Annotated in this window: 17 protein-coding genes and 4 tRNA genes; all 21 read left to right on the forward strand. The window is 55.3% G+C overall.

The features are described from left to right. Positions 1-245: 245 nt before the first annotated feature. Positions 246-1,205 carry a bifunctional biotin--[acetyl-CoA-carboxylase] ligase/biotin operon repressor BirA gene (gene birA, locus AC19YY_RS27245; RefSeq protein ID WP_500605139.1) on the forward strand — a complete coding sequence of 320 codons (960 nt, stop codon included), beginning with the start codon at positions 246-248 and terminating at the stop codon, positions 1,203-1,205. After that, positions 1,195-1,944: a pantothenate kinase gene (locus AC19YY_RS27250; RefSeq protein WP_170041632.1), complete on the forward strand. Its 750-nt coding sequence runs from the start codon at positions 1,195-1,197 to the stop codon at positions 1,942-1,944. The genes birA and AC19YY_RS27250 overlap by 11 nt, the downstream gene beginning before the upstream one ends. 7 nt (positions 1,945-1,951) lie before the next feature. Further along, positions 1,952-2,398: a hypothetical protein gene (locus tag AC19YY_RS27255; protein ID WP_170041633.1), complete on the forward strand. Its 447-nt coding sequence runs from the start codon at positions 1,952-1,954 to the stop codon at positions 2,396-2,398. Between the two features lie 142 nt (positions 2,399-2,540). Then, positions 2,541-2,625: transfer RNA gene (locus AC19YY_RS27260), tRNA-Tyr, on the forward strand. A 24-nt stretch (positions 2,626-2,649) separates the two neighbouring features. Further along, positions 2,650-2,723 (forward strand) — tRNA-Gly (locus tag AC19YY_RS27265). Between the two features lie 26 nt (positions 2,724-2,749). After that, a tRNA-Thr gene (locus tag AC19YY_RS27270) sits at positions 2,750-2,825 on the forward strand. A 158-nt stretch (positions 2,826-2,983) separates the two neighbouring features. After that, positions 2,984-3,059: transfer RNA gene (locus AC19YY_RS27275), tRNA-Trp, on the forward strand. A gap of 45 nt (positions 3,060-3,104) precedes the next feature. After that, positions 3,105-3,473 carry a preprotein translocase subunit SecE gene (gene secE / locus AC19YY_RS27280; RefSeq protein WP_076964128.1) on the forward strand — a complete coding sequence of 123 codons (369 nt, stop codon included), beginning with the start codon at positions 3,105-3,107 and terminating at the stop codon, positions 3,471-3,473. 9 nt (positions 3,474-3,482) lie between these two features. Further along, positions 3,483-4,016 (forward strand): transcription termination/antitermination protein NusG, encoded by a 534-nt coding sequence (nusG, locus tag AC19YY_RS27285; protein WP_003176436.1) that lies wholly within the window; start codon positions 3,483-3,485, stop codon positions 4,014-4,016. A 117-nt stretch (positions 4,017-4,133) separates the two neighbouring features. Continuing rightward, positions 4,134-4,565, forward strand: coding sequence for a 50S ribosomal protein L11 (gene rplK, locus AC19YY_RS27290; protein ID WP_003210097.1), 432 nt, complete (start codon positions 4,134-4,136; stop codon positions 4,563-4,565). Then, positions 4,565-5,260 carry a 50S ribosomal protein L1 gene (gene rplA / locus AC19YY_RS27295; RefSeq protein WP_003176434.1) on the forward strand — a complete coding sequence of 232 codons (696 nt, stop codon included), beginning with the start codon at positions 4,565-4,567 and terminating at the stop codon, positions 5,258-5,260. The genes rplK and rplA overlap by 1 nt, the downstream gene beginning before the upstream one ends. Before the next feature lie 200 nt (positions 5,261-5,460). Then, the gene (rplJ, locus tag AC19YY_RS27300) at positions 5,461-5,961 is read left to right on the forward strand and encodes a 50S ribosomal protein L10 (RefSeq protein ID WP_003176433.1); all 501 of its coding nucleotides are present in this window, start codon (positions 5,461-5,463) and stop codon (positions 5,959-5,961) included. 78 nt (positions 5,962-6,039) lie between these two features. After that, positions 6,040-6,405 carry a 50S ribosomal protein L7/L12 gene (gene rplL / locus AC19YY_RS27305; RefSeq protein WP_003210093.1) on the forward strand — a complete coding sequence of 122 codons (366 nt, stop codon included), beginning with the start codon at positions 6,040-6,042 and terminating at the stop codon, positions 6,403-6,405. 219 nt (positions 6,406-6,624) lie between these two features. Then, positions 6,625-10,698 carry a DNA-directed RNA polymerase subunit beta gene (gene rpoB / locus AC19YY_RS27310; protein ID WP_029299252.1) on the forward strand — a complete coding sequence of 1,358 codons (4,074 nt, stop codon included), beginning with the start codon at positions 6,625-6,627 and terminating at the stop codon, positions 10,696-10,698. Positions 10,699-10,762: 64 nt separating this feature from the next. Then, positions 10,763-14,962 (forward strand): DNA-directed RNA polymerase subunit beta', encoded by a 4,200-nt coding sequence (gene rpoC, locus AC19YY_RS27315; protein ID WP_169951377.1) that lies wholly within the window; start codon positions 10,763-10,765, stop codon positions 14,960-14,962. Between the two features lie 216 nt (positions 14,963-15,178). Beyond that, positions 15,179-15,550 carry a 30S ribosomal protein S12 gene (gene rpsL, locus AC19YY_RS27320; RefSeq protein WP_002555494.1) on the forward strand — a complete coding sequence of 124 codons (372 nt, stop codon included), beginning with the start codon at positions 15,179-15,181 and terminating at the stop codon, positions 15,548-15,550. Between the two features lie 117 nt (positions 15,551-15,667). After that, positions 15,668-16,138, forward strand: a complete 471-nt coding sequence (rpsG, locus tag AC19YY_RS27325; RefSeq protein WP_002555493.1) for a 30S ribosomal protein S7 — start codon at positions 15,668-15,670, stop codon at positions 16,136-16,138. Positions 16,139-16,168: 30 nt separating this feature from the next. Then, positions 16,169-18,274 (forward strand): elongation factor G, encoded by a 2,106-nt coding sequence (fusA, locus tag AC19YY_RS27330; protein ID WP_029299268.1) that lies wholly within the window; start codon positions 16,169-16,171, stop codon positions 18,272-18,274. A gap of 30 nt (positions 18,275-18,304) precedes the next feature. Beyond that, on the forward strand, positions 18,305-19,498 hold the full coding sequence (gene tuf, locus AC19YY_RS27335) for an elongation factor Tu (protein ID WP_003176426.1): 1,194 nt from the start codon (positions 18,305-18,307) through the stop codon (positions 19,496-19,498). A gap of 157 nt (positions 19,499-19,655) precedes the next feature. Beyond that, positions 19,656-19,967 carry a 30S ribosomal protein S10 gene (gene rpsJ, locus AC19YY_RS27340; protein ID WP_003186070.1) on the forward strand — a complete coding sequence of 104 codons (312 nt, stop codon included), beginning with the start codon at positions 19,656-19,658 and terminating at the stop codon, positions 19,965-19,967. 81 nt (positions 19,968-20,048) lie between these two features. Beyond that, positions 20,049-20,684 carry a 50S ribosomal protein L3 gene (rplC, locus tag AC19YY_RS27345; RefSeq protein WP_003194649.1) on the forward strand — a complete coding sequence of 212 codons (636 nt, stop codon included), beginning with the start codon at positions 20,049-20,051 and terminating at the stop codon, positions 20,682-20,684. Positions 20,685-20,688: the final 4 nt, after the last annotated feature.

Here is a 20,688-nt window from a genome sequence, read left to right on the forward strand (position 1 = left end):
GCAGTGAAACGATGCATCGCCGATGGTAGTGTGGGGTTTCCCCATGTGAGAGTAGGTCATCGTCAAGATTAAATTCCGAAACCCCAATTGCGAAAGCAGTTGGGGTTTTGTTTTGGGCGGTCGAAAACCGGAAAATGCTTGGTCGGTTGTCTAGTTGAGGTTGCTCTATCGCCTGTTATGTTGCTTTCTATGCAATGGCTCTGCGCATGGCTATCATGCGTGCCTCATTGTGAGGCGAGACCTGCATGCTGACGTTGTTAAAACTTCTGAAAGATGGCCGATTCCACTCGGGTGAAGCGCTAGGTGCGGTCCTGGGTGTCAGTCGTAGTGCTGTGTGGAAACAGCTCCAGCATCTGGAGGTTGAGCTGGGCCTGACGATTCATAAGGTCAGGGGGAAAGGCTATCAATTGGCATCCCCGCTGGTTCTATTGAGTGCTGACGAGATCGCCTTGAAGTCGCCGGTTTGTGCGGGTTCGGTTTTCATCTCGGATACCATCGACTCCACGAATGCCGAAGCTTTGCGTCTAATCGATGTGGGGCAGGCGGCGCCGTTCCTGGTTCTGTCGGAGCAGCAGACTGCAGGCAGGGGGCGTCGAGGGCGTAAGTGGGTAAGTCCGTTTGCACAGAATGTTTACTACAGCCTTGTACTTCGTATCGATGGTGGTTTGCGACAGCTCGAGGGTTTGAGTCTTGTGGTGGGCTTGGCGGTAATGCAAACCCTGCGCGACTTGGGTGTTCAGGGTTCGGGTTTGAAATGGCCGAATGATGTTCTTGTTGGGTCAAAAAAGATTGCGGGCATCCTTCTTGAGTTGGTAGGTGATCCTGCTGATGTGTGCCATGTAGTGCTCGGTATTGGTATCAATGCCAACATGCAAAGCGCCGCAGAAGTTGATCAGCAGTGGACATCGATACAGCTCGAAACGGGTCGCAGGGTAGATCGAAATCATCTGGTCGCTCACCTGGGTCAGGCATTGCAGGCTTATCTCGAGCGTCATAGAGATTCCGGCTTCTCGGTGATCCGCGAGGAGTGGGAGCGGAGTCATCTATGGCAGGGCAGGGCGGTGTCATTGATCGCCGGTGTTAACCAAGTAGACGGGGTTGTGCTAGGTATTGACGGTCAGGGCGCGCTGCGTCTTGAAGTGGATGGTGTTGAGAAAATATACAGTGGCGGTGAGTTAAGCCTGAGGTTGCGTGATGATTCTTGAGCTCGACTGTGGGAATAGCTTCATCAAATGGCGAGTTCTGGAGGCGAACCAGGCGGTCGTTTTCGCTGAAGGCGTTGTGGATTCCGATGTGGCGTTGTTGGGTGGTCTCCATTCATTGGCTGGTCTTTCACTGCAACACTGTAGGTTGGTGAGCGTGCGCGCCCAGGAGGAGACGAATCGTCTGGTCGGCGTGTTGGTTGCCGCTTTTGGTGTCTCTATAAGCTGTGCTGCGCCGTCGCGTGAGATGGCGGGTGTGCGCAATGGATATGAGGAATATGCCCGTCTGGGGCTGGATCGTTGGTTGGCAATGCTGGGAGGCTTCCGCCTGGCCTCTGGAGCATGTTTGGTGCTGGATTTTGGTACGGCGGCCACTGCTGATTTCATTACGGCGGATGGCGAGCATCTTGGGGGATTTATCTGCCCTGGCATGCCGCTGATGCGCAATCAGCTGCGAACCCACACCCGTAAAATACGTTATGACGATGTTGCAGCTGAGCGTGCGCTGGAAAGCCTGGTGCCTGGACGTACGACTGCACAAGCCGTAGAGCGTGGTTGTACGCTCATGCTTCGCGGCTTCGCTGAGTCGCAACTGGAGCTGGCCCAGAGTTACTGGGGCGAAGACTTCTCAGTATTCCTTACGGGTGGTGATGCTGAGTTAGTCGCCGATGCTCTGCCAGGCGCTCGGTTCGTTCCGGACCTGGTATTTGTTGGTCTGGCGATGGCATGCCCTTTGTCTTGAGGTTTCTATGCGTTGGTTGTTTCTGTTGTTGCTGGTTCTCAATGTCTTTTATTACATCTGGCACCAGCAAGAGGCCCCGTTGCGTGCGAAGGATGTAACGCCCCTGGCGCTATATCGGGGCTCTCAGCAGGATATTCAATTGCTGAGTGAGTCAGCCGACGCAATGACCCGTCGTGATCGGCCCAGGGCGTCAGAAGCGCCGGCCGATTGCTTGTATATTGGCGGCTTTGCCAGTCAGGAGCAGGCGCAGTTCCTCGAGCAGCGCCTGACCAGTCTGGATATCAAGGTCAGGATCCAGTCATTGGCTGGTGCAGGTATGCCCGCTTTTTGGTTGCGTGTGGCACCTGAAAGTCGCCGCTTGGCTGACGATCTGCCGTTTGAAAGCCTTGCTAATGAATTCAATGAGTTAAAACATAAAATAATGCCGTGCGAAGGCATTGCAAGTGTCGAATAGTTTGCATAGAATGGCGCCCGCTCCACAGCGATGACCTACTTGGGAAATTGATGTGAAGCGATCGTCACGCAGCTAACCTCATATTTTTAATGAGAAAATGCTTGACAGAAGGTCGGCGTAATGTAAAATGCCGGCTCGCTTAGGAGGGGTTCCCGAGCGGCCAAAGGGATCAGACTGTAAATCTGACGTCTACGACTTCGAAGGTTCGAATCCTTCCCCCTCCACCATTTTTAGCGTGAGCTGCAAGCTCCGCGGGTATAGTTTAGTGGTAGAACCTCAGCCTTCCAAGCTGATGATGCGGGTTCGATTCCCGCTACCCGCTCCAAGTTTGCAGGTTGTGCAAGGTGTTTTGCTCTTGTAGCTCAGTTGGTAGAGCACACCCTTGGTAAGGGTGAGGTCAGCGGTTCAAATCCGCTCAAGAGCTCCATATAACAAGGCAGATATGAAAATATCTGCCTTTGTTTTAACAGCTGTCTCGGCTTGATTCTTTTTTACCTGGTGTTGTCGGGTTGTTTCAAGTCTCTTGGGGTTGGTTGTTGTAAAGTCTTTTTCAGGCCTGCATAATGGTCGGCCTGATTTTGTTTTAGGTCAGTAGCTCAATTGGCAGAGCGACGGTCTCCAAAACCGTAGGTTGGGGGTTCGATTCCCTCCTGACCTGCCAGATTCACGTGGTGTATCTGGCTTTCTTTTCACAGGATCTTCATAGATGACTCCTAAGGCTGAAGCTCAAAGCTCTCGTTTCGATCTGGTTAAGTGGCTCGCTGTCGTCGCTTTGGTGGTCGTAGGCGTTGTTGGCAATCAGTATTATTCTGCTTCGCCGATCCTGTACCGCGTACTCGTATTGCTCGCTCTCGCTGCTGCGGCTGTCTTCATCGGTCTGCAGACTGTAAAGGGTAAGTCTTTCGCCGTACTGGTTAAGGAAGCTCGCACCGAAATACGTAAAGTCGTTTGGCCGACTCGCCAAGAAACCACGCAGACCACGCTGATTGTTGTGGCTGTTGTTTTGGTTATGGCGTTGCTGTTGTGGGGGCTTGATTCCCTGCTCGGCTGGCTTGTTTCCTTGATTGTTGGCTAAGGGTGTCCCGTGGCTAAGCGTTGGTACGTTGTGCATGCTTACTCGGGTTACGAGAAGCATGTCATGCGCTCTTTGCTAGAGCGCGTAAAGCTGGCAGGCATGGAAGATGGCTTCGGCGAAATTCTGGTTCCCACTGAAGAAGTGGTTGAAATGCGTAATGGCCAGAAGCGCAAAAGCGAACGCAAGTTCTTCCCTGGCTACGTGCTGGTACAGATGGACATGAATGAGGGTACTTGGCACTTGGTCAAGGATACCCCTCGCGTCATGGGCTTCATTGGCGGTACCGCCGATAAGCCTGCGCCGATCACTGACAAGGAAGCGGAAGCGATTCTGCGTCGTGTTGCTGACGGTAGCGACAAGCCGAAGCCGAAGACGTTGTTCGAACCGGGCGAGGTTGTTCGTGTCACTGATGGTCCGTTTGCTGATTTCAACGGCACTGTCGAAGAAGTTAACTACGAAAAGAGCCGGATCCAAGTGGCGGTGCTCATTTTCGGTCGCTCTACCCCGGTAGAGTTGGAGTTCAGTCAGGTCGAAAAGGTCTAGCTGACAAAGCATCCCAACCCCGCAGCCTTAGGCTGTGGGGTTTTGTCGTCACTGGGATAAACGCGCAAGTAACCGGGGAGCCTTTCGAGGCGCTTGAACCCGTAATTGGAGTGCCTCATGGCCAAGAAGATTACCGCTTACATCAAGCTGCAAGTGAAGGCCGCTCAGGCCAACCCTAGCCCACCCGTCGGTCCAGCTCTGGGTCAGCACGGCGTGAACATCATGGAGTTCTGCAAGGCCTTCAACGCCCGTACTCAGGGTATTGAGCCAGGTCTGCCGACTCCAGTGATCATCACTGTATACAGCGACCGTAGCTTCACCTTCGAAACCAAGTCGACCCCGGCTTCGGTTTTGTTGAAGAAAGCTGCAGGTCTGACTAGCGGTTCCGCTCGTCCGAACACCGTTAAGGTTGGCACCGTAACTCGTGCTCAGCTGGAAGAAATCGCGAAAACCAAAAACGCGGATCTGACTGCAGCTGATATGGATGCAGCCGTGCGTACCATCGCCGGTTCTGCTCGTAGCATGGGCCTTAACGTGGAGGGTGTGTAATGGCTAAGCTGACCAAGCGCCAAAAGGCTATCGCCGGCAAAATCGAAGCGGGCAAGTCCTACAATTTTGTAGACGCTGCTGCTCTGCTGACCGAGCTGTCGACTGTCAAGTTCAGCGAGTCCGTTGACGTTGCTGTAAACCTGGGTGTTGACCCACGTAAATCCGACCAGGTCGTTCGTAGCGCTACTGTGCTGCCACACGGTACTGGCAAGACTGTACGTGTTGCTGTCTTCACCCAAGGCCCGGCAGCTGAAGCTGCTCTGGCCGCTGGCGCCGATCGCGTTGGCATGGACGACCTGGCTGCCGAAATGAAAGGCGGCGACCTGAACTATGACGTAGTTATTGCCTCCCCGGATGCAATGCGCGTTGTAGGTCAGTTGGGTCAGATCCTGGGTCCACGTGGTCTGATGCCTAACCCGAAAGTCGGTACCGTAACTCCAGACGTAGCTACCGCGGTTAAAAACGCCAAGGCTGGCCAGGTTCGTTATCGCACTGACAAAAACGGCATCATTCACACCTCCGTTGGCAAGGTCGGCTTCGACGCCGTCAAGCTGAAGGAAAACGTTGAAGCCCTGATCGCTGATCTGAAGCGTATCAAGCCAGCTTCCTCGAAAGGTATCTACGTCAAGCGCGTTACCCTGAGCACCACTATGGGCCCAGGTCTGGTCATCGACCAAGGCTCGCTGGACGTATAAGACACAAACTGGCGCGAGAGATCGCGCCAGTTGAAAAAATTGGGGTCCCTGCCTGGCGGGGGCTATCCAAGACCGTAGGCGACGCAAGTCTTAAACCATCAAGCCTACGCAGATGGTGCTCCCGGTTCCTTACCGAATCAGACACCAAAACGACATCCGGCCTAGGCCAGATGAAACGGTAACAAGCAGGAGTTAAACCCGTGGCAATTAATCTCGAAGACAAGAAGGCCATCGTCGCTGAAGTCAACGAGGCTGCCAAAGCTGCTCTGTCCGCTGTCGTGGCTGATGCCCGTGGTGTGACAGTAGGCGCTATGACCGGACTCCGTAAAGAGGCTCGTGAAGCTGGCGTATACGTACGTGTTGTACGTAACACCCTGCTCAAGCGCGCTGTTGCTGACACTGAATACAGTGTCCTCAACGACGTGTTCACCGGCCCGACTCTGATCGCGTTCTCCAAGGATCATCCAGGCGCTGCTGCCCGTTTGTTCAAGGAATTCGCCAAGAGTCAGGATAAGTTCGAGATCAAGGCAGCTGCGTTCGAGGGCAAGTTCCTCGCAGCTAACCAAATCGACGTACTGGCAACACTGCCGACCCGTAACGAAGCTATTTCGCAGCTGATGAGCGTGATTCAAGGCGCTACCAGCAAGCTGGCTCGTACTCTGGCCGCAGTTCGCGAGCAAAAAGAAGCTGCAGCAGCCTAAGGCTGAGCAACTTCTCTCGCGTTTTTTTGTTTATTTCGATGGCCGCGTAGGCCGTCCCCCAATTCAGGAAATACAGCAATGTCTATCTCCCAAGACGATATCCTCAACGCCGTAGCTGAAATGTCGGTTCTGCAGGTTGTTGAGCTGATCAAAGCTTTCGAAGAAAAATTCGGCGTTTCCGCTGCCGCTGCTTCCGCTGGCCCAGCTGTTGCTGCTGTTGCTGCTGAAGAGCAAACCGAATTCAACGTCATGCTGCTGGAAGCTGGCGAGAAGAAAGTAAACGTGATCAAGGCAGTACGTGAACTGACCGGTCTGGGCCTGAAAGAAGCCAAGGCTGTAGTTGACGGCGCTCCTGCCCAGGTTCTGGAAGCAGTGTCGAAAGACGCCGCTGACAAAGCCAAAGCAGTACTGGAAGAAGCAGGCGCTAAAGTCGAGCTGAAGTAAGCATCGACCTTGCGTTTCCAGCCCAAGCGTTAAGCTGAAGGCTGATGGCTGGTGGCTCTTGCCACCGGCCTTTTTCCGTTCTTGGCTGTCGACTCGGTCGCCGCCACTAACGCGCTGTAGCCACCCGATGCGGTGGTGCAAACCATGGGGTTTGCAAGATTTTCTGGCTGCTCCCGTCGGGAGGGCCAAACAAGCAGGTGACCAAGCTGGGGAACGCTGATGGCTTACTCATATACTGAGAAAAAACGTATCCGCAAGGACTTTAGCAAGTTGCCGGACGTCATGGATGTCCCGTACCTTCTGGCTATCCAGCTGGATTCGTATCGTGAATTCTTGCAGGCGGGAGCGACCAAAGATCAGTTCCGCGACGTGGGCCTGCATGCGGCCTTCAAATCCGTTTTCCCGATCATCAGCTACTCCGGCAATGCTGCGCTGGAGTACGTCGGTTATCGCCTGGGCGAACCGGCATTTGATGTCAAAGAATGCGTGTTGCGCGGTGTTACGTACGCCGTACCTTTGCGGGTAAAAGTTCGTCTGATCATTTTCGACAAAGAATCGTCGAACAAAGCGATCAAGGACATCAAAGAGCAAGAAGTCTACATGGGCGAAATCCCATTGATGACTGAGAACGGTACCTTCGTTATCAACGGTACCGAGCGTGTAATCGTTTCCCAGCTGCACCGTTCCCCGGGCGTGTTCTTCGACCACGATCGCGGCAAGACGCACAGCTCCGGCAAGCTCCTGTACTCCGCGCGGATCATTCCGTACCGTGGTTCGTGGTTGGACTTCGAGTTCGACCCTAAAGACTGCGTGTTCGTGCGTATCGACCGTCGTCGCAAGCTGCCGGCCTCGGTACTGCTGCGCGCGCTCGGCTACACCACCGAGCAGGTGCTGGACGCTTTCTACACCACCAACGTATTCAGCCTGAAGGATGAAACCCTCAGCCTGGAGCTGATTGCTTCGCGTCTGCGTGGTGAAATTGCCGTCCTGGATATCCAGGATGAGAAGGGCAAGGTCATTGTTGAGGCTGGCCGTCGTATTACTGCGCGCCACATCAACCAGATCGAAAAAGCCGGTATCAAGTCGCTGGACGTGCCTCTGGACTACGTCCTGGGTCGCACTACCGCCAAGGTTATCGTTCACCCGGCGACAGGCGAGATCCTGGCTGAGTGCAACACCGAGCTGAACACCGAGATCCTGGCAAAAATCGCCAAGGCCCAGGTTGTTCGCATCGAGACCCTGTACACCAACGATATCGACTGCGGTCCGTTCGTCTCCGACACCCTGAAGATCGACTCCACCAGCAACCAATTGGAAGCGCTGGTCGAGATCTATCGCATGATGCGTCCTGGCGAGCCACCAACCAAAGACGCTGCCGAAACCCTGTTCAACAACCTGTTCTTCAGCCCTGAGCGCTATGACCTGTCTGCGGTCGGCCGGATGAAGTTCAACCGTCGTATCGGTCGTACCGAGATCGAAGGTTCGGGCGTGCTGTGCAAGGAAGACATCGTTGCGGTCCTGAAGACTCTGGTCGACATCCGTAACGGCAAAGGCATCGTCGATGACATCGACCACCTGGGTAACCGTCGTGTTCGCTGCGTAGGCGAAATGGCCGAGAACCAGTTCCGCGTTGGCCTGGTGCGTGTTGAGCGTGCGGTCAAAGAGCGTCTGTCGATGGCCGAAAGCGAAGGCCTGATGCCGCAAGACCTGATCAACGCCAAGCCAGTGGCTGCGGCGGTGAAAGAGTTCTTCGGTTCCAGCCAGCTTTCGCAGTTCATGGACCAGAACAACCCGCTCTCCGAGATCACCCACAAGCGCCGTGTTTCTGCACTGGGCCCGGGCGGTCTGACCCGTGAGCGTGCAGGCTTTGAAGTTCGTGACGTTCACCCGACGCACTACGGTCGTGTTTGCCCGATCGAAACGCCGGAAGGTCCGAACATCGGTCTGATCAACTCCCTGGCTGCCTATGCGCGCACCAACCAGTACGGCTTCCTCGAGAGCCCGTACCGTGTGGTGAAAGACGCCCTGGTCACCGACGAGATCGTTTTCCTGTCCGCCATCGAAGAAGCTGATCACGTGATCGCTCAGGCTTCGGCCACGATGAACGACAAGAAAGTCCTGATCGACGAGCTGGTAGCTGTTCGTCACTTGAACGAGTTCACCGTCAAGGCGCCAGAAGACGTCACCTTGATGGACGTATCGCCCAAGCAGGTAGTTTCTGTTGCGGCGTCGCTGATCCCGTTCCTGGAACACGATGACGCCAACCGTGCGTTGATGGGTTCCAACATGCAGCGTCAAGCTGTACCGACCCTGCGCGCTGACAAGCCGCTGGTAGGTACCGGCATGGAGCGCAACGTAGCCCGTGACTCCGGCGTTTGCGTCGTGGCTCGTCGTGGCGGCGTGATCGACTCTGTTGATGCCAGCCGTATCGTGGTTCGTGTTGCCGATGACGAAGTTGAAACTGGCGAAGCCGGTGTCGACATCTACAACCTGACCAAATACACCCGCTCGAACCAGAACACCTGCATCAACCAGCGCCCGCTGGTGAGCAAGGGTGATCGCGTTCAGCGTAGCGACATCATGGCCGACGGTCCTTCCACCGATATGGGTGAGTTGGCTCTGGGTCAGAACATGCGCATCGCGTTCATGGCGTGGAACGGCTTCAACTTCGAAGACTCCATCTGCCTGTCCGAGCGTGTGGTTCAAGAAGATCGCTTCACCACGATCCACATCCAGGAACTGACCTGCGTGGCGCGTGACACCAAGCTTGGGCCTGAGGAAATCACTGCAGACATCCCGAACGTGGGTGAAGCTGCTCTGAACAAGCTGGACGAAGCCGGTATCGTTTACGTAGGTGCTGAAGTTGGCGCTGGCGACATCCTGGTCGGCAAGGTCACTCCGAAAGGCGAGACTCAACTGACTCCGGAAGAGAAGCTGCTGCGTGCCATCTTCGGTGAAAAAGCCAGCGACGTTAAAGACACCTCCCTGCGCGTACCTACCGGTACCAAGGGTACTGTCATCGACGTACAGGTCTTCACCCGTGACGGCGTTGAGCGTGATGCTCGTGCACTGTCCATCGAGAAGACCCAGCTCGACGAGATCCGCAAGGACCTGAACGAAGAGTTCCGTATCGTCGAAGGCGCGACCTTCGAGCGTCTGCGTTCCGCCCTGGTAGGCCACAAGGCCGAAGGCGGCGCAGGTCTGAAGAAAGGTCAGGACATCACCGACGAAATCCTCGACGGTCTTGAGCACGGCCAGTGGTTCAAACTGCGCATGGCTGAAGACGCTCTGAACGAGCAGCTCGAGAAGGCCCAGGCCTACATCGTTGATCGCCGCCGTCTGCTGGACGACAAGTTCGAAGACAAGAAGCGCAAACTGCAGCAGGGCGATGACCTGGCTCCAGGCGTGCTGAAAATCGTCAAGGTTTACCTGGCAATCCGTCGTCGCATCCAGCCGGGCGACAAGATGGCCGGTCGTCACGGTAACAAAGGTGTGGTCTCGGTGATCATGCCGGTTGAAGACATGCCGCACGATGCCAATGGCACCCCGGTCGACGTTGTCCTCAACCCGTTGGGCGTACCTTCGCGTATGAACGTTGGTCAGATCCTTGAAACCCACCTGGGCCTCGCGGCCAAAGGTCTGGGCGAGAAGATCAACCGTATGATCGAAGAGCAGCGCAAGGTCGCAGACCTGCGTAAGTTCCTGCACGAGATCTACAACGAGATCGGCGGCCGCAAAGAAGAGCTGGACACTTTCTCCGACCAGGAAATCCTGGATCTGGCGAAGAACCTGCGCGGCGGCGTTCCAATGGCTACCCCGGTGTTCGACGGTGCCAAGGAAAGCGAAATCAAGGCCATGCTGAAACTGGCAGACCTGCCAGAAAGCGGCCAGATGCAGCTGTTCGACGGCCGTACCGGCAACAAGTTCGAGCGCCCGGTTACTGTTGGCTACATGTACATGCTGAAGCTGAACCACTTGGTAGACGACAAGATGCACGCTCGTTCTACCGGTTCTTACAGCCTGGTTACCCAGCAGCCGCTGGGTGGTAAGGCTCAGTTCGGTGGTCAGCGTTTCGGGGAGATGGAGGTCTGGGCACTGGAAGCATACGGTGCTGCATACACTCTGCAAGAAATGCTCACAGTGAAGTCGGACGATGTGAACGGTCGTACCAAGATGTACAAAAACATCGTGGACGGCGATCACCGTATGGAGCCGGGCATGCCCGAGTCCTTCAACGTGTTGATCAAAGAAATTCGTTCCCTCGGCATCGATATCGATCTGGAAACCGAATAACACGTGACGCGAATCGAGAGCGGGGCTGTTTAGCCCGCTCTCTGCTCCGCCAGGAGGAAAGGCCTTGAAAGACCTACTGAATTTGCTGAAAAACCAGGGTCAAGTCGAAGAGTTCGACGCCATCCGTATTGGATTGGCATCGCCTGAGATGATCCGTTCGTGGTCGTTCGGTGAAGTTAAAAAGCCGGAAACCATCAACTACCGTACGTTCAAACCTGAGCGTGACGGCCTGTTCTGCGCCAAGATCTTTGGCCCGGTAAAGGATTACGAGTGCCTGTGCGGTAAGTACAAGCGCTTGAAGCACCGTGGTGTGATCTGCGAGAAGTGCGGCGTTGAAGTTGCGCTGGCCAAGGTTCGTCGTGAGCGCATGGCGCACATCGAGCTGGCTTCGCCGGTTGCCCACATCTGGTTCCTGAAATCGCTGCCGTCCCGTATCGGCTTGCTGATGGACATGACCCTGCGTGATATCGAACGCGTTCTCTACTTCGAGAGCTATGTCGTTATCGATCCAGGCATGACCACCCTTGAAAAGGGTCAGCTGCTCAACGACGAGCAGTACTTCGAAGCGCTGGAAGAGTTCGGCGACGATTTCGATGCCCGCATGGGTGCCGAAGCTGTCCGCGAACTGCTGCACGCTATCGACCTGGAACACGAGATTGGCCGCCTGCGTGAAGAAATTCCGCAAACCAACTCCGAAACCAAGATCAAGAAACTGTCCAAGCGTCTGAAGTTGATGGAAGCCTTCCAGGGTTCCGGCAACCTGCCAGAGTGGATGGTGCTGACCGTTCTGCCGGTTCTGCCGCCAGACCTGCGTCCGCTGGTACCGCTGGACGGTGGTCGTTTCGCGACGTCCGACCTCAACGACCTGTACCGCCGCGTGATCAACCGTAACAACCGCTTGAAGCGCCTGCTTGATCTGTCCGCTCCGGACATCATCGTGCGCAACGAAAAGCGTATGTTGCAAGAAGCGGTCGATGCCCTGCTCGACAACGGCCGTCGTGGCCGCGCTATTACCGGTTCCAACAAGCGTCCTCTGAAGTCCTTGGCTGACATGATCAAGGGTAAGCAAGGTCGTTTCCGTCAGAACTTGCTCGGTAAGCGTGTTGACTACTCCGGTCGTTCGGTAATTACCGTAGGCCCGACCCTGCGTCTGCACCAGTGCGGTCTGCCTAAGAAGATGGCTCTTGAGCTGTTCAAGCCGTTCATCTTCGGCAAGCTGGAAATGCGCGGTCTCGCGACCACCATCAAAGCGGCCAAGAAAATGGTCGAGCGCGAACTACCAGAGGTTTGGGACGTTCTCGCTGAAGTGATTCGCGAACACCCGGTCCTCCTCAACCGTGCACCGACCCTTCACCGTCTGGGTATCCAGGCGTTTGAACCGGTACTGATCGAAGGTAAGGCTATCCAGCTGCACCCTCTGGTCTGTGCTGCGTACAACGCCGACTTCGACGGCGACCAAATGGCCGTGCACGTACCGCTGACACTGGAAGCCCAGTTGGAAGCGCGTGCGTTGATGATGTCGACCAACAACATCCTGTCGCCAGCCAACGGTGAGCCAATCATCGTTCCGTCGCAGGACGTTGTATTGGGTCTGTACTACATGACCCGTGAAGCGATCAACGCCAAGGGCGAAGGTCGTGTGTTCGCTGACCTGCAAGAAGTTGACCGTGTGTTCCGTGCTGGCGAAGCCGCACTGCACGCCAAGGTCAAGGTGCGCATCCACGAAACGGTCAACGACCGTGACGGCGGCAGCGTGAGCAACACCCGTATCGTCGACACCACTGTCGGCCGTGCGCTGTTGTACCAGGTTGTGCCAAAAGGTCTGTCGTACGACGTCGTCAACCTGCCGATGAAGAAAAAGGCGATCTCCAAGCTGATCAACCAATGCTACCGCGTGGTTGGTCTGAAAGAGACCGTGATCTTCGCTGACCAGTTGATGTACACCGGTTTTGCTTATTCGACCATTTCCGGCGTTTCCATCGGTGTTAACGACTTCGTTATCCCGGATGAAAAAGCCCGCATCATCAGTGCTGCCACTGATGAAGTGAAAGAGATCGAGAGCCAGTACGCCTCCGGCCTGGTAACCCAGGGCGAGAAGTACAACAAAGTGATCGACCTTTGGTCCAAGGCCAACGACGAAGTTTCCAAGGCGATGATGGCCAACCTCTCGAAAGAGAAAGTCATCGACCGTCATGGCGTCGAAGTCGATCAAGAGTCTTTCAACTCGATGTACATGATGGCCGACTCGGGCGCACGGGGTTCTGCTGCGCAGATCCGTCAGCTCGCCGGTATGCGTGGCCTGATGGCCAAGCCGGACGGCTCCATCATCGAAACGCCGATTACTGCGAACTTCCGTGAAGGTTTGAGCGTACTTCAGTACTTCATCTCTACTCACGGTGCTCGTAAAGGTCTGGCGGATACCGCGTTGAAAACCGCTAACTCCGGTTACCTGACTCGTCGTCTGGTAGACGTTGCACAAGATCTGGTTGTAACCGAGATCGATTGCGGCACCGAGCACGGCCTGCTGATGACTCCGCACATTGAAGGCGGTGACGTTGTAGAGCCGCTGGGTGAGCGCGTATTGGGTCGTGTTATCGCCCGTGATGTGTTCAAGCCAGGTACCGAGGAAATCATCGTTCCTGCCGGCACCCTGGTGGATGAGAAGTGGGTCGAGTTCATCGAACTCAACAGCATCGACGAAGTGATTGTTCGCTCGCCGATCAGCTGCGAAACCCGCTACGGTATCTGCGCCAAGTGCTACGGCCGTGACTTGGCTCGTGGTCACCAGGTGAACATCGGTGAAGCGGTCGGCGTTATCGCTGCCCAGTCCATCGGTGAGCCGGGTACCCAGCTGACCATGCGTACGTTCCACATCGGTGGTGCGGCAAGCCGGACCTCCGCAGCTGACAGCGTTCAGGTGAAGAATGGCGGTACTGTCCGTCTGCACAACCTCAAACACGTTGAGCGAGTGGATGGCCACCTGGTTGCTGTGTCCCGTTCCGGTGAGCTGGCGATCGCTGATGACTTCGGTCGTGAGCGTGAGCGTTACAAGCTGCCGTACGGTGCTGTGATTTCGGTTAAAGAAGGTGACAAGGTCGACGCTGGCGCAATCGTGGCCAAGTGGGATCCGCACACTCACCCAATCGTTACCGAAATGAAAGGTACCGTGACCTACGTGGGCATGGAAGAAGGCATCACGATCAAGCGTCAGACTGACGAATTGACTGGTATGACCAACATTGAAGTCCTCGACGCCAAAGATCGTCCAGCTGCCGGTAAAGACATCCGTCCTGCCGTGAAGATGGTCGATGACAACGGCAAGGATCTGTTGCTGCCAGGCACTGACGTTATCGCTCAGTACTTCCTGCCAGCCAACGCCCTGGTCGGTGTGGCGGATGGTGCGAAGATCGCGATCGGTGATGTTATCGCGCGTATCCCGCAAGAAACTTCGAAGACCCGTGACATCACCGGTGGTCTGCCGCGTGTTGCCGACTTGTTCGAAGCTCGTCGTCCGAAAGAAGCGTCGATCCTGGCTGAAGTCAGCGGCACCATCGCGTTCGGTAAAGAGACCAAGGGCAAGCGCCGTCTGGTCATTACCCCGAACGACGGTAGCGATCCGTATGAAGAGCTGATTCCGAAGTGGCGTCACCTGAACGTCTTCGAAGGCGAACAGGTAAACCGCGGCGAAGTTATCTCCGACGGCCCGAGCGATCCACACGACATCCTGCGTCTGCTGGGTGTGAGTGCGCTGGCCAAGTACATCGTTAACGAGATCCAGGACGTTTACCGTCTGCAAGGCGTGAAGATCAACGATAAGCACATCGAGACCATCCTGCGTCAGATGCTGCGTAAAGTTGAAATCGCTGAATCCGGCGATTCGAGTTTCATCAAGGGCGACCAGATGGAACTGACTCACGTACTGGTAGAAAACGAGCGTCTGGCAACCGAAGAGAAATTTGTTTCCAAGTTCACTCGCGTGTTGCTGGGTATCACCAAGGCGTCGTTGTCCACCGAATCGTTCATCTCGGCGGCCTCCTTCCAGGAGACCACTCGCGTACTGACCGAAGCGGCGGTAACCGGCAAGCGCGATTACCTGCGCGGCCTGAAAGAAAACGTGGTTGTGGGTCGTCTGATCCCGGCCGGTACCGGCTTGGCCTACCACAGCGAGCGCAAGCGTCGCCGTGAACTCGACAAGCCGCTGCGCGTAAGCGCCAGTGAAGTGGAAGCTGCACTGACCGAAGCGCTGAACTCTAGCGGTAACTGAGTTCTGCGATAAATAAGTCCGGGCCCTGGCAGCCCCGTTCGTCGGAACAAGACAGTTTTGTCGGGTTTCGATGGAGGGGGAGGTCGGGGCCTTGCCTTGACTGGGGGCAAGATCCTCTTTAGACTCTTGTACCCCTAAATTTGGCGGGAATTCGTTCCTGCCATTTTGCTTTTCTTGCAAGACAATAGCGTCGCAAGACAACAGTGGAGCTAGTAGATGGCAACTATCAACCAGCTGGTACGTCAGCCGCGTAAGCGTATCGTCGAGAAATCCGACGTACCTGCGCTGCAGAACTGCCCGCAACGTCGTGGCGTATGCACTCGCGTGTATACCACTACGCCGAAAAAACCTAACTCGGCACTGCGTAAAGTATGCCGTGTGCGCCTGACCAACGGTTTCGAGGTTTCCTCGTACATCGGCGGTGAAGGCCACAACCTGCAAGAGCACAGCGTGGTGCTGATCCGCGGCGGTCGTGTAAAAGACTTGCCAGGTGTTCGTTACCACACCGTACGCGGCTCCTTGGATACTTCCGGCGTTAAAGGTCGTAACCAGGGTCGTTCGAAGTACGGTACCAAGAAGCCTAAGTAGTAGCGGCTTTTTGTAAACTGAATCATCTTATTTTCTGAGTCGATAAGAGTAAGGTCGGAGGCGTCCCGCAAGGGCACCGATTCCGAACGAACCTGAAGACCGTTTGAGGGCTTATCCATGCCAAGAAGACGCGTAGCAGCCAAGCGCGAAGTGCTTGACGATCCAAAATACGGAAGCCAAATCCTGGCCAAGTTCATGAACCACGTGATGGAAAGCGGCAAGAAAGCCGTTGCCGAGCGTATCGTTTATGGCGCGCTGGAAAAGGTTAAAGAACGCAAGAACAGCGACCCCCTGGAAATCTTCGAGAAAGCTCTCGACGCCATCGCTCCGCTGGTCGAAGTGAAGTCGCGCCGTGTAGGCGGTGCTACTTACCAGGTTCCGGTCGAAGTTCGCCCGTCCCGTCGTAACGCCCTGGCAATGCGCTGGTTGGTAGACTTCGCCCGTAAGCGCGGCGAGAAGTCTATGGCTCTGCGTTTGGCCGGCGAGCTGTTGGACGCTGCTGAAGGTAAAGGTGCTGCTGTTAAGAAGCGTGAAGACGTGCACCGTATGGCTGAAGCTAACAAAGCTTTCTCGCACTACCGCTTCTAATCTTAGCTTCACTAATTTTGCGAGGGCTTTATGGCTCGTACTACTCCGATTAGCCGCTACCGTAACATCGGTATCGTTGCTCACGTGGATGCTGGTAAAACCACCACCACCGAGCGCGTACTGTTTTACACCGGCAAAAGTCACAAAATGGGCGAGGTGCATGATGGCGCCGCGACCACAGACTGGATGGTTCAGGAGCAGGAGCGTGGTATTACCATTACTTCTGCTGCTATTACCGCCTTCTGGAAAGGTTCTGCCAAGCAGTACAAGGACGAGCACCGCTTCAACGTAATCGATACCCCGGGCCACGTTGACTTCACTATTGAAGTTGAACGTTCCCTGCGTGTACTCGACGGCGCCGTCGTTGTGTTCTGCGGTACTTCGGGTGTTGAGCCTCAGTCGGAAACCGTATGGCGTCAAGCCAACAAGTACGGTGTTCCACGTCTTGTTTACGTAAACAAGATGGACCGTGCTGGTGCCAACTTCCTGCGCGTGATCGGTCAGATCAAGCAGCGTCTGGGTCACACTCCGGTGCCAATCCAATTGGCTATCGGTTCCGAAGACAACTTCCAGGGTCAGATCGATCTGATCACCATGGAAGCGGTCTACTGGAATGACGCCGACAAAGGCATGGTTCCTGTTCGCAAGCCTATCCCTGCAGAACTGCAGGAACTGGCTGACGAGTGGCGCAACAACCTGGTTGAGGCTGCTGCCGAAGCCAGCGAAGAGCTGATGAACAAGTACCTCGAAGGTGAAGAGCTCACCAACGTGGAAATCAAGGCTGCTCTGCGTCAGCGTACTATCGCTGGTGAGATCGTCTTGGCTGTTTGCGGTTCTTCCTTCAAGAACAAGGGTGTTCCCCTGGTTCTCGACGCCGTGATCGACTACCTGCCTGCTCCAACCGACATTCCTGCTATCAAGGGTACCAACCCTGATAACGAGGAAGAAGAGATGGAGCGTCATGCTGACGACAGCGAGCCGTTCTCGGCTCTGGCGTTCAAGATCGCTACCGACCCATTCGTGGGTACCCTGACTTTCGTCCGCGTTTACTCGGGCGTGTTGGCCTCCGGCGACGGCGTGATCAACTCGGTCAAGGGCAAGAAAGAGCGTGTGGGTCGTATGGTGCAAATGCACGCAAACGCCCGCGAAGAGATCAAGGAAGTACGCGCTGGTGACATCGCGGCCCTGATCGGCATGAAGGACGTCACCACTGGTGAAACTTTGTGCGACGCTGCTAAGCCAATCATCCTGGTTCGCATGGACTTCCCGGAGCCGGTTATCTCGGTTGCCGTAGAGCCTAAGACCAAGGATGACCAGGAAAAAATGGGTATCGCTCTGGGCAAGCTTGCTCAGGAAGATCCATCTTTCCGCGTCAAGACTGATGAAGAGACTGGTCAAACGATCATCTCCGGCATGGGCGAGCTGCACCTGGACATCCTGGTTGACCGGATGCGCCGTGAGTTCAACGTCGAAGCCAACATCGGTAAGCCTCAGGTTTCCTATCGTGAGCGCATCACGAAGAACTGTGAAATCGAAGGCAAGTTCGTTCGTCAGTCCGGCGGTCGTGGTCAGTTCGGTCACTGCTGGATCCGTTTTGCTCCTGCTGACGAAGGTCAGGAAGGTCTGCAATTCGTGAACGAAGTAGTAGGTGGTGTGGTTCCTAAGGAATACATCCCTGCTATCCAGAAGGGCATCGAAGAGCAGATGAAGAACGGTGTTGTTGCCGGCTATCCGCTGATCGGCCTGAAAGCAACCGTTTTTGACGGTTCTTACCACGACGTCGACTCCAACGAGATGGCGTTTAAGGTGGCTGCTTCCATGGCAACCAAGCAACTGGCCCAGAAGGGTGGTGGTGAGTTGCTTGAGCCAATCATGGCGGTAGAAGTTGTTACACCTGAAGACTATATGGGTGATGTCATGGGCGACCTTAATCGTCGTCGCGGCATGATCTTGGGTATGGAAGACACGGTTTCCGGCAAAGTGATTCGCGCCGAGGTTCCGTTGGGTGAGATGTTCGGTTATGCGACCGACGTTCGCTCCATGTCCCAGGGTCGCGCAAGCTACTCTATGGAATTCAAAAAATACAACACAGCTCCGGCGCACATCGCTGAAACTGTATCCAAAAAACAAGGCTGATTCAGTCCTTTAGGCAAGGAGTTAATTGTCGTGGCTAAAGAAAAATTTGATCGTTCCCTACCGCACGTCAACGTTGGCACTATCGGTCACGTTGACCATGGTAAAACCACTCTGACTGCTGCTCTGACTCGCGTTTGCTCCGAAGTATTCGGTTCCGCAATCGTTGATTTCGATAAAATCGACAGCGCACCAGAAGAAAAAGCTCGTGGTATCACCATCAACACCGCGCACGTTGAATACAACTCGCTGATCCGTCACTACGCTCACGTTGACTGCCCAGGTCACGCCGACTATGTGAAGAACATGATCACCGGTGCTGCCCAGATGGACGGCGCAATCCTGGTTTGCTCGGCCGCTGATGGTCCGATGCCACAAACCCGTGAGCACATCCTGCTGTCCCGTCAGGTAGGCGTTCCGTACATCGTGGTTTACCTGAACAAGGCCGACCTGGTAGACGACGCTGAGCTGCTGGAACTGGTTGAGATGGAAGTGCGCGATCTGCTGAGCACTTACGACTTCCCGGGCGACGACACTCCGATCATCATCGGTTCTGCTCGTATGGCTCTGGAAGGTAAAGACGATAACGAAATGGGCACCACGTCCGTTCGTAAACTGGTTGAGACTCTGGACAGCTACATCCCAGATCCAGTTCGTGTTATCGACAAGCCGTTCCTGATGCCAATCGAAGACGTATTCTCGATCTCCGGTCGCGGTACTGTTGTAACTGGTCGTATCGAGCGCGGTATCGTCAAGGTTCAAGATCCACTGGAAATCGTTGGTCTGCGTGACACTACCGTCACCACCTGCACCGGTGTTGAAATGTTCCGTAAGCTGCTCGACGAAGGTCGTGCTGGCGAGAACTGCGGCGTTCTGCTGCGTGGTACCAAGCGTGACGACGTTGAGCGTGGCCAGGTTCTGGTCAAGCCAGGTTCGGTTAAGCCGCACACCAAGTTCGAAGCTGAAGTGTACGTGCTGAGCAAAGAAGAAGGCGGTCGTCACACTCCGTTCTTCAAAGGCTACCGTCCACAGTTCTACTTCCGTACTACTGACGTGACTGGTAACTGCGAACTGCCGGAAGGCGTTGAGATGGTAATGCCAGGCGACAACATCAAAATGGTTGTCACCCTGATCAAAACCATCGCAATGGAAGACGGTCTGCGTTTCGCAATCCGTGAAGGCGGCCGTACCGTTGGTGCTGGCGTTGTAGCTAAAATCATCGAGTAAGCATCTCTTCTGAGATAGCTTCGATGCTTTGAAAAGCCCCCGCTCAGCGGGGGCTTTTTTATTGGGTTGACACCTATCTGGGGCGTCTATAGAATTGCGCCTCCTTTTAACGGGCGCAGTGCGCTCGGTGGGAATAGCAGCCGGAGTCTGAAATCCAATGCAAAATCAGCAAATCCGTATCAGGTTGAAGGCTTTTGACCATCGCCTGATCGACCAATCCACCCAGGAAATCGTGGAAACCGCGAAACGTACTGGGGCACAAGTGCGTGGTCCTATTCCACTGCCTACCCGCAAAGAGCGGTTCACCGTTCTGGTCTCCCCGCACGTCAACAAAGACGCGCGTGACCAGTACGAGATCCGTACTCATAAGCGCGTTCTGGACATCGTCCAGCCAACGGATAAAACCGTTGATGCACTTATGAAGCTTGATCTGGCGGCCGGTGTGGAAGTACAGATCAGCCTCGGCTAAGACTCGGGTCTTAGTCGTGTAACGCTCTGAAATGGGCGGCCATAGCGGGTGAAAGCCCCGTACACTCATGAGGTTTACAACATGACTATTGGTGTAGTCGGTCGTAAATGCGGTATGACCCGTATTTTCACCGAAGAAGGTGTCTCCATTCCGGTCACGGTCATTGAGATCGAGCCGAATCGCGTCACCCAGTTCAAAACTGAAGAAACCGATGGCTATCGTGCAGTGCAAGTCACTGTCGGCGAGCGTCGTGCTTCGCGCGTGACTGCTGCTCAAGCAGGTCACTTCGCTAAAGCAAACGTTGCAGCTGGTCGTACTGTCATGGAGTTCCGTCTTGAAGATGGCGACTACCAGGCTGGCGATCTGATCAACGCTGAAATCTTCGCCGCTGGTCAACTGGTTGATGTAACCGGTCAGTCCAAGGGTAAAGGCTTCCAGGGTACGATCAAGCGTTGGAATTTCCGTGGCCAAGACAACACTCACGGTAACTCCGTTTCCCACCGCGTCCCGGGCTCTATTGGCCAGTGCCAGACTCCTGGTCGTGTATTCAAGGGCAAAAAAATGTCCGGTCATATGGGCGCTGAGCGCGTGACCGTGCAGTCCCTCGAAGTAGTGCGCGTCGACGCTGAACGCAATCTGTTGTTGGTCAAGGGTGCTGTTCCTGGCGCTACTGGCGGCAACCTGGTTGTACGTCCAGCGGCCAAGGCTCGCGGTTAAGGGG

Source organism: Pseudomonas sp. MF09156 (assembly GCF_059862305.1).